General features: G+C 45.6%; 8 protein-coding genes. 1 reads left to right on the forward strand and 7 read right to left on the reverse strand.

Translation table 11 applies throughout. The features are described from left to right. The first annotated feature begins 54 nt into the window (after nucleotides 1-54). The gene (locus FHS17_RS19545) at nucleotides 55-3336 is read left to right on the forward strand and encodes an EAL domain-containing protein (RefSeq protein ID WP_167280134.1); all 3282 of its coding nucleotides are present in this window, start codon (nucleotides 55-57) and stop codon (nucleotides 3334-3336) included. Between the two features lie 291 nt (nucleotides 3337-3627). Here the strand turns inward: FHS17_RS19545 and FHS17_RS19550 are convergent, their stop codons facing one another. The 7 genes from FHS17_RS19550 to FHS17_RS19580 all read right to left on the reverse strand — a co-directional run bounded on the left by FHS17_RS19550 (nucleotide 3628) and on the right by FHS17_RS19580 (nucleotide 13034). Then, nucleotides 3628-4383 carry a tRNA threonylcarbamoyladenosine dehydratase gene (locus FHS17_RS19550; protein ID WP_167280135.1) on the reverse strand — a complete coding sequence of 252 codons (756 nt, stop codon included), beginning with the start codon at nucleotides 4381-4383 and terminating at the stop codon, nucleotides 3628-3630. Between the two features lie 21 nt (nucleotides 4384-4404). Continuing rightward, nucleotides 4405-6207, reverse strand: a complete 1803-nt coding sequence (aspS, locus tag FHS17_RS19555) for an aspartate--tRNA ligase (protein ID WP_167280136.1) — start codon at nucleotides 6205-6207, stop codon at nucleotides 4405-4407. Between the two features lie 25 nt (nucleotides 6208-6232). After that, nucleotides 6233-7483 carry a histidine--tRNA ligase gene (gene hisS / locus FHS17_RS19560; protein WP_167280137.1) on the reverse strand — a complete coding sequence of 417 codons (1251 nt, stop codon included), beginning with the start codon at nucleotides 7481-7483 and terminating at the stop codon, nucleotides 6233-6235. 756 nt (nucleotides 7484-8239) lie between these two features. Continuing rightward, nucleotides 8240-8404, reverse strand: coding sequence for a hypothetical protein (locus FHS17_RS19565; RefSeq protein ID WP_167280138.1), 165 nt, complete (start codon nucleotides 8402-8404; stop codon nucleotides 8240-8242). Nucleotides 8405-8504: 100 nt separating this feature from the next. Further along, nucleotides 8505-8948 carry a D-aminoacyl-tRNA deacylase gene (dtd, locus tag FHS17_RS19570; RefSeq protein WP_167280139.1) on the reverse strand — a complete coding sequence of 148 codons (444 nt, stop codon included), beginning with the start codon at nucleotides 8946-8948 and terminating at the stop codon, nucleotides 8505-8507. Nucleotides 8949-8964: 16 nt separating this feature from the next. Next, nucleotides 8965-11148 carry a RelA/SpoT family protein gene (locus tag FHS17_RS19575; RefSeq protein WP_167280550.1) on the reverse strand — a complete coding sequence of 728 codons (2184 nt, stop codon included), beginning with the start codon at nucleotides 11146-11148 and terminating at the stop codon, nucleotides 8965-8967. Between the two features lie 119 nt (nucleotides 11149-11267). After that, nucleotides 11268-13034 carry a cache domain-containing sensor histidine kinase gene (locus tag FHS17_RS19580; RefSeq protein ID WP_167280140.1) on the reverse strand — a complete coding sequence of 589 codons (1767 nt, stop codon included), beginning with the start codon at nucleotides 13032-13034 and terminating at the stop codon, nucleotides 11268-11270. Nucleotides 13035-13036: the final 2 nt, after the last annotated feature.

Genomic DNA, 13036 nt, shown 5'->3' on the forward strand with positions numbered 1-13036 from the left:
AAAATTTTGATATAATGATTCAACATCATAGTTGTGGGTAAGCGAGGTATTCACATGAGTTTATTTAAGTTGGATTTCTTGAAGAAAAATAAAAATCAAGCACCGGTCATTTCGGATCTGTTTAATACATCCTTATTTGATCATCAATCAGACATTTTCCTATTGTTCGATCGTAATGGACGACTGATTGAGGCTAATCAGGCATTCACGAATACATTAGGTTACTCCCTTGATGAGTTTAAGCTATTAACCTATGCTTCCCTTTTACCTGACAACCAAAGGCAAAGAGCTAGAGAACATTTTTATAAATTATTAAATGGCGAAATTCAAATCTTCGAAATCTGTGTTCTTCACAGATCAGGCCATTTCATTGAATTAACCGTGACCGCTTTCCCAAGAAGGAATTTCGATACAAATGATGGTTTCTATGCCATTGCTAAGGACCTCTCGGACATCAAATTAATCGAGCAGCGTTATATATCGTTGTTAAAAAATATGTTCAGTGCAGCATTTATTATTGATCTGCAGGGTAACATCCTCGATGTGAATGAAGCGGCTGTCACATTGACTGGCTATGAGAAGCATGAACATATCCACTTTAGTCAATTTATTAAGCCCGAAGAGCTCGATCAAGCTGCTGCCTATAATCAAAGAGTCCTTGCTGGAGAAACTCTCTCTTTTCCAATCACTATTATACATAAAAACGGTCAAAGCATTGATGTGATCACTACCCTATTCCCCATCTTCATGCATGAGAAAATTACAGGCATCATTGGAATAAGCCATGACATAACGGACGAGACAAGAAACAGGCGGTTACTTCATATTAACCAACAAAGATATAAATCACTTTTTGAACAAAACCCTGATGTGATCTCCTACTTTGATTTGCATGGCAATTTTATCGATTGCAATTCGGCACTGGAGAGAATATTAGGTTATACCCGGGATGAATTAGTGGAATCGCATTATGAGCAGCTCATTTCCAAACAGGATTTGGATAAAGCCCATTATCATTTCAATCAAACCATACTAGGTGAAGTTCAAAACTATGAACTCATTTGTCAGCATAAGCTTGGCCATTTCGTCTATTTGAGTATCACACAGCTCCCTATTATGATTGATAATTTTACGGTCGGTGTCTATTCCATTGCAAAAGATATAACTACAAAAAAACAGGCTGAGCATGCCTTGGTTGAAGCAGAATCAAAATACCGCAGTCTGGTGGAGAAATCAATTGTTGGCGTATACATCGTTCAGAATCACCTCATCGCCTATGCTAATCCTCATCTTATTGACTTGCTCGAGTACAAAGAGGCTATTATCGGAATGGATGTTCTGAGTGTCATTCATCCTGACGACAAAGAAATTGTTGAACAAAATATTCAAAAAATCATAAATGAAAATGAATCCATTCATCATTTTATGCGAATAGTGAAGATGGATGGAGAAGTTATCGACGTTGAGCTGTACTCCAGTCCTATTATCTATCAAGGCACGTCTGCCATTATAGGTACATTGCTTGATGTAACCGAGAGAAAAAAAGCGGAAGAAATGAATGCTTTTCTAGCCTATCACGATGCATTAACCCGGCTCCCTAATCGAAGAAAATTTGAAGAGATGCTTAAAGAAACGCTGCAAACAGCCAAGTCCGCACATACAAAATTTGCTGTCATGTATCTGGATATGGACCGATTTAAATACATAAATGATTCATTAGGTCATGTTGTCGGAGATCAGCTGTTAGTCGCTATCTCTCATCGTTTACAGCAGCATGTCAGAGACAACGATATCGTCGCCAGAATGGGCGGTGACGAGTTCACCATCATCCTCCCTCATATTGAGGATAACAACAGTGCAATAGACGTTGCCAAACGGATTATTGAAGCCATGAAGGAACCACTCAAGATCGATGAGTATGAGCTCTACATTACAACTAGTATCGGGATCGGTGTATACCCTAACGATGGGGATGATAGCCTGACCCTGATGAAAAATGCGGATTCAGCGCTTTATCGTGCTAAAGATCTGGGCAAAAATAATGTTCAAATCTTTACGTCATCGATGAATATACAGACATACAAAATATTCACCTTAGAGAGGGATCTCCGTAAGGCGATTCAGCGTAATGAACTAGAGCTCTACTATCAGCCCAAGGTAAATGTGTATTCTGGGGAGATTGTTGGTGCTGAGGCCTTGGTTAGGTGGAATCATCCCGAATGGGGGCTCGTCTCTCCTAATGAATTTATTCCTTTATCAGAGGAAACAGGATTAAGTGCAGCACTTAGCAGCTGGGTGAAGCTGACGGCATGTCAGCAAAATAAAGAGTGGCAGCAAGCCGGACTACCGGCTATTCCGATCTCGATTAATGTAACAGCCAAACGCTTTTTATTTAAGGATATGGTCGATTCCATTCAACTTGTACTTCGTGAAACTGGCCTGGATCCTCAATATTTAGAAGTAGAAATAACGGAAAGCTCCCTATTGGAGAACGAAGATGCGGTTATGACAACACTTGATGCTCTTAATAAACTTGGTGTTAAAATCTCTCTTGATGATTTTGGCACAGGTTATTCTTCCCTCTCTTATTTGAAAAGGTTTAGACAAAAAATTAACACACTGAAAATCGATAAGTCCTTCATTCACGACATGCATCCAGGCAATGATGACAACGCGATTATCCATATGATCATTCAGTTAGCCCAGCATATGAATATGTCGGTTATTGCGGAAGGCGTTGAAACAGAGGAACAGCTATATCTTCTTAAACAATTACAATGTGATGTTGTACAAGGTTACTTATTCAGTAAGCCTGTCCAGGCGGCAGAGTTTGCTGAAATTTTAAAGCAAGGTCATATACCTATCGTAAATAGCGATGTTGCTGCAGATTTTGAAAATAAACGACAATATTATAGAGTGAATTTTCATTACCCTCTAAGCGCATTAATGACCGTAATCGAGATAAACGGAAAACGTATTGAGCTTGGAAAAACGGAAATCGTCATTGATAATATAGGCGCTGGAGGATTAAGATTCTTATCTTCCATCCAGCTTGCCGTCCACCCTGGCATACTCCTGGAATTAGAGACACAGATCATGTATCGAACCATTCGATTGTACGGTAAAGTCGTTTGGTTTAAAGAATTAGAGTCCGGTATTTTTCAGTACGGCGTAGAGTTCCAAATCAACGAGCAAGAAAGATCATCCTTAACTCGGACCCTTCACGAATTATCCACCCGACTAAAAAAAGTACATCTTGTCCCCGGCTGCAACTTCATAAAAGAAGACAGCATACATTATTTAAAAACTTTTTCCGCCCACCGCCATTCTCTATAAACAGCAAAACCGCAAGCGCCATAACCGCTTGCGGTTTTTTCTGTCCCCCCACGAAGGATCTTGGAGAAGGAGGGGCCAGGCTTTGGGTTTAGGCTTGTTTGTTTTGTAATCGATAGGATCTAAGAGAAAGTATCTCCTGGAGGAGCGGAGCGTTTGCCTTTGGAATCGTGAATTCACAATAGTGGATGATTCAAAATGTCACGATTCCAACAGCAGCCGGAAGGAGATACTTCTCTACGATCCATCATCGATAATCCAAAATAAAAAGGCCGCCCCAAGGACGGCCCTCTCCTATACTACAATATCATGCGACGCCAAAAGATCCTTCACCACAACGCTCACCATAATCAGTCCCGCCACAGGCGGAACAAATGCATTACTCGCTGGCGGTTGCTGCGCTTTACGGATCTCCGGTGCGTTCTCCGGTACGATGCGCTGTGTAACGTCCTCACGTGGCTTGTTAGGCAGTTCGGATGAGAAGACAACCTTCACACCCTTCTTGATGCCTTCCTTGCGCAGCTTCGTGCGTACGACGCGTGCAATCGGGTCCGTATGCGTCTTCGAGATGTCCACAACAGCGAACTTCGTTGGATCCATCTTATTCGCTGCACCCATGCTGGAGATAATCGGAATCTTCCGCTCCAGGCATTGCTTGATCAGATGGATTTTGTACGAAATCGTATCTGATGCATCCACAACATAATCAAGCGGATAAGCAAACAGCTGCTCATACGTCTCTTCTGTATAAAACATCCGCAGCGAGATGACATCGCAATCCGGATTAATCAGTTTAATCCGGTCTCGCATCAGATCTGCTTTAGGCTCGCCAACAGTAGTGATGAGCGCATGAATCTGGCGGTTCACATTCGTAATATCTACAACATCCTTATCAATGAGGATGATGCGTCCTACGCCGGTCCGGGCAAGCGCCTCAGCAGCGATGGAGCCTACGCCGCCAATGCCAAGCACGGCGACGGTACTCCCTTTCATCGCTTCGAGCCCTTCCGGGCCGATCGCAAGCTCTGTACGAGAAAATTGATGCAGCATCGTTTATTGCCGCCTCCCTAATTAAGCTTGCTTGTTACCAGCAGCAGCTGCTTCTGGTTTCGGCTTCAGCACAGTACGGATATGAAGCTGCTCAAGCTGCGACAGCTCGACTGTGGATGGTGCATCGCACAGCAGGTCGGTTGCACTTGCTGTTTTCGGGAATGCAATCGTTTCACGCAGGTTCGTACGGCCAGTCAGCAGCATTACGAGACGGTCAAAGCCAAATGCTACACCGCCATGTGGAGGCGTACCATAGTCAAATGCATCCAGCAGGAAGCCAAACTTCTCATGTGCTTCTTCCATCGAGAAGCCAAGAGCTTTGAACATTTTCTCTTGTACATCACGTTTGTAGATACGCATCGAACCGCCGCCTACTTCGTAGCCGTTCAGAACGATATCATATGCTTGTGCACGGATTTGGCCTGGATCTGTATCGAACAGGTGCAGGTCTTCGTCTTTCGGACGTGTGAACGGATGATGCACCGCTACATAACGCTTCGCTTCTTCGTCCCACTCCAGCATAGGGAAGTCAACTACCCATACGAATTTGAACTTGGAATCATCAATCAGACCAAGCTCACGGCCAACCTTCAGACGAAGGTTGCCAAGTACGTCTGCAACCACTTTGCTCTTATCAGCGGAGAATGTAAGCAAGTCGCCTTCTTCAACGTTCAAACGCTCAGTCAAAGCTGCAATTTCTTCAGGCTTCAAGAATTTAACGATTGGACCTTTCCACTCGCCTTCTTTAACCGTGATCCAAGCCAGACCTTTACCGCCATAACGAGCAGCAAACGGCTGCAGATCGTCAAGCTCTTTACGGCTCCAATGGCCGCAGCCTTTTGCGTTGAACGCCTTCACGACGCCGCCGGCAGCTGCAACACTTGCGAATACTTTAACATCGCTCGATGCAACGATATCCGTAATATCTTCAATTTCCATACCGAAACGAAGATCTGGTTTGTCAGAGCCGTATTTGTTCATTGCGTCAGCATAGGTGATACGTTGGATTGGAAGCTCGATTTCTACGTTGATCGTTTCACGGAACAAGCGAACAATAAGCTGCTCCAGCATGGCAAGCAGTTGATCCTGAGTCAAGAACGAAGTCTCGATGTCGACTTGCGTGAATTCCGGTTGACGGTCAGCACGAAGGTCTTCGTCACGGAAGCAGCGTGCAATTTGGTAGTAACGTTCGATCCCGCCGACCATCAGCAATTGCTTGAAGATTTGCGGCGATTGCGGCAATGCGAAGAACTCACCTTCGTGTACGCGGCTTGGTACCAGGTAATCACGAGCGCCTTCTGGTGTGCTTTTCGTCAAGATTGGTGTTTCTACATCGATGAAGCCTTCACCATCAAGGAAGTCACGGAATATTTTTGCTGCTTTCGAACGAAGCAAGAGCGTTTTTTGCATTTCTGGACGACGCAGGTCAAGGTAACGATATTTCAGACGAAGCGATTCGTCTACTTCAACGCCGTCTTCGATTGGGAATGGAGGCGTCTTCGCTGCGTTCATGACTTCGATTTCCGTCACACGGATTTCGATCTCGCCTGTTGCCAGGTTTTTGTTAACTGTTTCAGCATCACGCTCTACAACTGTACCTTTAACAGCAAGAACGTACTCGTTACGAGCGCGGTCAGCGATCGCAAGTGCTTCGCCGGAGAAATCAGGGTTAAATACGGTTTGAACAATACCTGTACGGTCGCGAAGGTCGATGAACAATACACCGCCAAGGTCACGACGACGTTGTACCCAGCCGTTCAGTGTTACTTCTTCGCCAATGTTGGCTTTTGTTAATGTACCGCATTGATGTGTTTTCAGCATCATAATGGATGTAACTCCCCTTTTATAATTAGATAGATTTCAATTCGGAGGCCAGGCTTGCAAGTGATACAAAGCGCTGCTTCCCAGTTGCCATTTCTTTCAGCGCGATTTCACCGCGAGACAGCTCATCATCACCAAGAATAGCCGTGAAGCGTGCTTGCAAACGGTCAGCCGATTTCATCTGAGCTTTCATCTTACGGCCCAAATAATCACGTTCCGCACGAATACCGGATGTACGAAGCTCGTAGACGAGTCTTGTCACTTCCCGCTCAGCGGCTTCACCCAAAGCCACCACATACACATCAACCTGATGTGCGTTAGCAAGCTCTGTTTGTTGATGTTCGAGCAGCATAATCGTCCGCTCCAGACCAAGACCTAGGCCAACGCCAGGCTGATCCGGTCCGCCGATTTCGGATACAAGGCCGTTATAGCGGCCGCCGCCACCGATTGTATCGATCGCGCCGATCCCTTCCGCTTTGTATTCGAAAGCGGTATGGGTGTAGTAATCCAGGCCACGAACAAGTCTTGGATTGATGGTGAATGGAATGCCCATATCAGACAAATACGTTTTTACTTTGTCAAAGTGGGTATTACATTCCTCATCCAGGCTGTCCAGAATCGAAGGCGCGCCTTCGAAGTGTGCTTGGTCTACCTTGCAATCGAGCACTCGAAGTGGATTACGTTCCATACGGGACTGACAGTCCTTACAGAGCAGCTCACGCTTAGGCATAAGGAAAGCAAGCAGCTTCTCACGGAAGGCTGCACGCACTTCCGGCGTACCCACCGAGTTAATGTCGACGCGCACATCCTTCAGCCCAACCTCTGTGTAGAAGGTGTAACCGAGTGCAATCACTTCAGCATCGATAGCGGGATCGACAGAACCAAGCGCTTCAATCCCGAATTGATGGAACTGACGATAACGGCCGGCTTGCTGGCGCTCATAGCGGAACATAGGTCCGATATAATAAAGCTTAGATACGTCCGGCTCACCGTACAACTTGTTCTCTACATAGGAGCGGACAACACCAGCTGTACCTTCAGGACGCAGTGTAATACTGCGATTACCGCGGTCTGTGAAGGTGTACATTTCTTTCTCTACGATATCCGTTGTCTCGCCAACGCCACGTTGAAACAGCTCTGTTGATTCAAAGATCGGCGTTCTAATTTCACGGAAATTAAATCGTCGGCAAATATCACGTGCTTTCTGCTCCGCATACTGCCAACGTTCGACTGCTCCAGGCAATATATCTTGTGTGCCCGGTGGTTTCTGAAAAGCCATTTTAACCCCTCCTCAAAAGAATTATCGCGGTTTTTGCGTTAATTCTTACTTCGTAAGCATAATGAATTAACGCGTTCTTGGCGTTAATTCTTACTTCGTAAGCTCCAAAGAATTATCGCGTCTTTTGGCGATAATCCTTACTTCGTAAGCATAAAGCTTAACCGCACTAACCAACCTAGATAAAACAAAAAAACTCCCGCCCCTAACGACATGCCGCTAAAGGCTAATCGTTAGGGACGAGAGTTGTTGATCTCCCGTGGTGCCACCCATATTCCGGACATATTGTCCGCTCATTAACGGTTAACGCCCGTCACACGCAAGTCGGCTAGTGCGATGATTAATCATCCATTCACCGTCTGTTCTCCGGAAGGTCTGTTCATCCTGTCACCATAAAGACGCTTGCAGCCTTGGCGTCTCTCTCTGGGTACGTGCACGGGATTACTGTGTTCCATCAACGAATCAAATTTTGTATACTGAATTTTAATTTTATATGTGACGACAAGGAAAGTCAATAGTCGATCTCATTTCTTTAGTATAGCTCTGTTTGGACAAAAAAAAACCTGCAGCCATCGTTGCAGGTCCATAAATTATATTTTTAAAAAGGGGGTCGAGATTTATTATAGGATAGCGATGTTAAAAAACCGTTATAATCTGATTACAGTAATATTACAAAATAGAAAGCGGTTCATTTACGAACATTCGTCTTTGCATACAAGAAGCTGTTCCAAATGGAACAGCTTCTGCATAACCGCTTTCCTAACGTCCGCCAGGCTCACGCCGGTTCGAAGGGAAAGCGAGGAATTCCTCTGCCGTTTCCACCTGCTCTTCTAGTCTGGACATCAGGAGCGCTTCACGGCGGTCCGAATGGAGGAGCCTTCTTGAGGATCGCTCCATACCTTGTTCTTTGCGGGATTGATGCATGACTTAGGCTCCTTCTACCAACAGATATTCGAGATCGCTCTTAAGCCAAGCGACCTGCTTATATCTATTGTTGCCAGCCATCACCAATAAAACACACCGTTTATTGTTTACTGTCGAGAATAAGTGTTACAGGACCTGAGTTCACAAGAGCCACATCCATCATAGCTCCGAAGCGGCCAGTCTCAACAACAAGGCCTGCGTTGCGAAGTAGTTCGTTAAACCGGTCATACAACGGCTCCGCATGCTCAGGACGTGCAGCTGCCATAAAGTTCGGACGTCTGCCCTTCCGGCTGTCACCATATAAAGTAAACTGCGAAATGGATAGAATCTGACCGCCTACATCAACAACGGAGAAATTCATTTTCTCATTATCATCTTCGAAGATGCGGAGACCCGCTACCTTATCCGCCATCCAGCGGATGTCTTCTTCTGTATCTTCATGCGTAATGCCGACGAGAAGCACCAGGCCATGATCAATCGTACCAGCCACTTCTCCGTCAATCGTTACGCTTGCCTGCTTGCTTCGCTGTACAACAACCTTCACTGCTTGTAAACCTCCGCTAGCTATTCATAATACGCTGTACCGAATAAACATCCTGTACGCGCTTGATTCTCTCCACAACGGAAGATAAATGATCAATATTACGGATCAATACCGTCATGTGAATCATCGCCATTTTATTTTTCACCGAACGTCCGGTTACAGCCGAAATATTCGTCTTGCTCTCTGACACTGCCTGCAAAACTTCATTCAACAGACCTGTACGGTCATGGCCGGTAATTTCAATATCCACGCTGTAATTCGATTCGATCGAATCTTCCCACTCCACTTCAATAACGCGGTCTGCCTCTTCACCTTCCGCATTAAACGGTATGTTCTGGCAGTCCATTCGATGGACGGATACACCTCTGCCGCGTGTAATATAGCCGATAATGGTATCGCCTGGCACCGGATTACAACATCTTGCAAACCGGACTAGCAAATTATCAATCCCTTTCACGGTAACCCCGTGAGTTGGACGATTCTTGCGATGGCCTGGCGACTTCATCTCCTTCGGCTCACTAGTCAACTCGATGAGATTTGATTTCTCTGCTTCTCTGCGCAGCTTCTCGGTCAGGCGCGTACAAATCTGTGCCGCCGTAATACCGCCGAAGCCAATAGCAGACATCATATCTTCGATATCGTTGAAGTTGAATTTACTTGCTACTTCCTGCAGCTTATCATCGCTCATCCAGACGGATGGTTCTACTCCTAATCGCTTCAGCTCGCGTTCCAGCAGATCACGGCCTTTGGCTACATTCTCTTCCCGCTTCTCGCGCTTGAACCATTGACGGATCTTGGTGCGGGCATGGGAGGATTGTGCGATCTTCACCCAATCCTGGCTTGGGCCATAAGAATGCTTTGAGGTTAGAATTTCAATAATATCGCCTGTCTTGAGCTTATGATCAAGTGGAACAATTCGTCCATTCACCTTCGCGCCAATTGTCCGGTTGCCGACTTCCGTATGAATCCGGTATGCGAAATCGAGTGGTACAGAGCCGGCTGGCAGCTCAATAACTTCCCCGCTTGGTGTAAACACAAAGACCAGGTCAGAGAAGAAGTCCATCTTGAGCGTTTCCATAAATTCCGAGGCGTCACGCGCTTCGTTCTGAAGCTCCATAATTTCACGAAGCCAGGACATTTTGTCCTCGAAATTCGTATTTGGCACAACGGTGCCTTCCTTATAGGCCCAGTGAGCTGCGATACCGTACTCGGAGGTGCGGTGCATATCCCACGTACGGATTTGCACTTCTGTTGGTTCGCCGTTTGGACCAATAACTGTCGTATGCAAAGACTGGTACATGTTCGCCTTCGGCATTGCGATATAGTCCTTGAACCGTCCAGGCATAGGCTTCCAGAGCGTATGAATAATACCAAGCGTAGCATAACAATCTTTAATATTCTCTACGATGATCCGAATCGCCATCAAATCATAGATTTCATTAAATTGCTTGTTCTTGAACGTCATTTTCTTATAAATGCTGTATATATGTTTCGGACGACCCGAAATGTCGCCGTCAATTCCCATTTCCTCAAGCTTCTCTTTAATCCGGCCAATAACGTCAGAGATAAACATCTCACGCTCCGCCCGCTTCTTCTTCATCAGATTAGCGATGCGATAGTATTGCTGTGGATTCAAATACCGCAGAGCGATATCTTCCATCTCCCACTTGATGGCGGAAATACCAAGCCGATGCGCAATCGGACAAAAGATTTCAAGCGTTTCGTACGCAATACGACGCTGGGCTTCTTCCGATTGGAACTTCAGCGTACGCATATTATGAAGGCGATCCGCCAGCTTAATCAGAATGACACGGATATCCTGCGCCATGGCAAGGAACATTTTCCGATAGTTCTCATTCTGCTGCTCTTCCTTCGAGCGGAAACGGATCTTCTCCAGCTTCGTCAGCCCGTCGACAAGCATCGCACAGGTTTCGCCAAATTTCGCGCGAACGAGCTCGAGATCCACTGTCGTATCTTCAACGACATCATGAAGCAGCGCCGCAATAATCGACAGCACGTCCATCTGCATATCCACGATAATTTCCGCAACGGCAACAGGATGAAGAATATACGGTTCTCCTGACTTGCGCACTTGTCCGTGGTGGGCTTGGTCCGCAAACTCATAGGCTTCCCTGATGCGCACTAAATCCTGTTCTTTTATATAGGCCGACGCCTTTTCGATCAACTGCTCTATGCCCATGAATTGTCCTTTCCGAACGCTTGACTCCGATTCGCGCATTTTCCGAGTTTTCTTAATATTATGCTGGAAGTAGGCATCCGCGTCAACCTGCAGGCTTCACCAAATTCCGCATTTGGATACTAAATCGACTCAGCTGGAATGCGAATATGAACGCGCGTCCCTTCTCCTGGCTCACTCTCAATGTCAACGCCAAAATCTTTACCGTAATAAAGCTTAATGCGTTCATGAACATTACGTATGCCATAACCAACACGTTGCAAGCCTTCGCCATTAAATAGATTGTGAAGCGTCTCTTGAGACATCCCGTTGCCATCATCCTCCACAATCAGATGAACAACATCGTCTTCCCGATACCCAATGATTTGAATAGCAATCTGGTCACCACGCCATGCATGCTCCAATACATTTTCAACAAATGGCTGTACAATAAGCTTAACCGTTGTTAACTCGACAATTTCCGAGGAAATATTATAATCGATCCGGACCCGGTCGCCGTATTTGATTTGCTGAATGTCCATGTAAGCCTTAACCTGCTCGATCTCCTTGCCAATCGGGATAATCGTCTGTCCTTCATTCAGTGATAAGCGGTAGAACTTCGCCAGATTCATCACCATTTGATGCTGCTTCTCGACTTGTCCGAATTTAGCCAGTCTGCTTATAGAGGATAACGTATTATATAAAAAGTGCGGATTAATTTGGGCTTGCAGCGTTTCAAGCTCCGCTTCTTTCTTTTTCAGATTAGTGGTGTAGACTTCTTCAATCAAATTTTGTGTCTTCTGGCCGAGCTCATTAAGCGATGAAGCGATTGTCGTAAACTCATCGTTACCGCTGTAATGGATTCTGCGCTGGAAGTCTCCTTGCCCAAAGGATTGCAGAACGGACATGACCTTTAGAACACGGCGAGAAAAGGTTCTCGAGACGAAATAAGCGACCAGCATGATCAGCACACAGCTGACACTGCAAATGACAAGGGAGAGCATCTTGACCTTTTTCGTATCCTTCTCCAGAACCGATGAAGGCACCATAGCCATCAAGCTCCAGTTCAAACCCGGCAGCGGCTGCCGAATGACAAGATAACTTTCACCATTCGCGCTGTCCCATAACTGTTCATTCGTTTGTTCCGTTGCCCCAGAGGCGTACAAAACATTACGGTTCCCATCGGTTATAAACAGCGTACTGCCTGCACCAATTTTGCGATGATCAACACTTTGGAACAAATCAGACAAATAGACGCTAATTCGCATAAAGCCAATTTCATGCAAGTTTGCCGGATCGTTCAGATCCACAAGCCGGCGAAGAAGAGATATCCGGTCATATTGGCTGTCATCCTCCACCTGCTCCCATTGCTCGGTCTCTCCATACTTTTCAACTGGAAAGGATTTGTACCATGGTTTATCAGTAATACGGTTCAAATGAAGCAAATCAAAAAATTTTCCCTTTACCACTAGCGGGTCTATGTTCTTGCTATCGTAATAAACCTCTGGCAAAGTCTCGTTACGCAAATAAACCGAAAGCCAAAGGCTCCGGTTCGTCGATTCTATCGTCTGACGAAACTTCGGAAGCAGCAGCTTCGTAGTCGCTTCATAGCTGACCCAGCCTTCCTCGTAATGAAGCAGCTGCTTCGACAAGGTTGTATCGTAATAAAGCAGGTCGGATAGTCGAATCGTATCTTCTAATTTATAGGCAACGTTATCTTCAATTTGTCTTAGCGTACCTTTTATCGTATTTGTCGTATTCGAGCGAATTGACTCTGTCATAATAGCGCTGGCGAAATAGCCCAGGATAAAGATCGGTATAATGATAAGGAGCATATAAGAAATAAGCAGCTTGATCCCAAAAGGAATAAACTTACGTTGAGCTTTCGCACTGGTGAATGGCGTGTGCATAT

The organism is Paenibacillus lupini (assembly GCF_011761355.1).
Taxonomy (GTDB): Bacteria; Bacillota; Bacilli; order Paenibacillales; family Paenibacillaceae; genus Pristimantibacillus; species Pristimantibacillus lupini.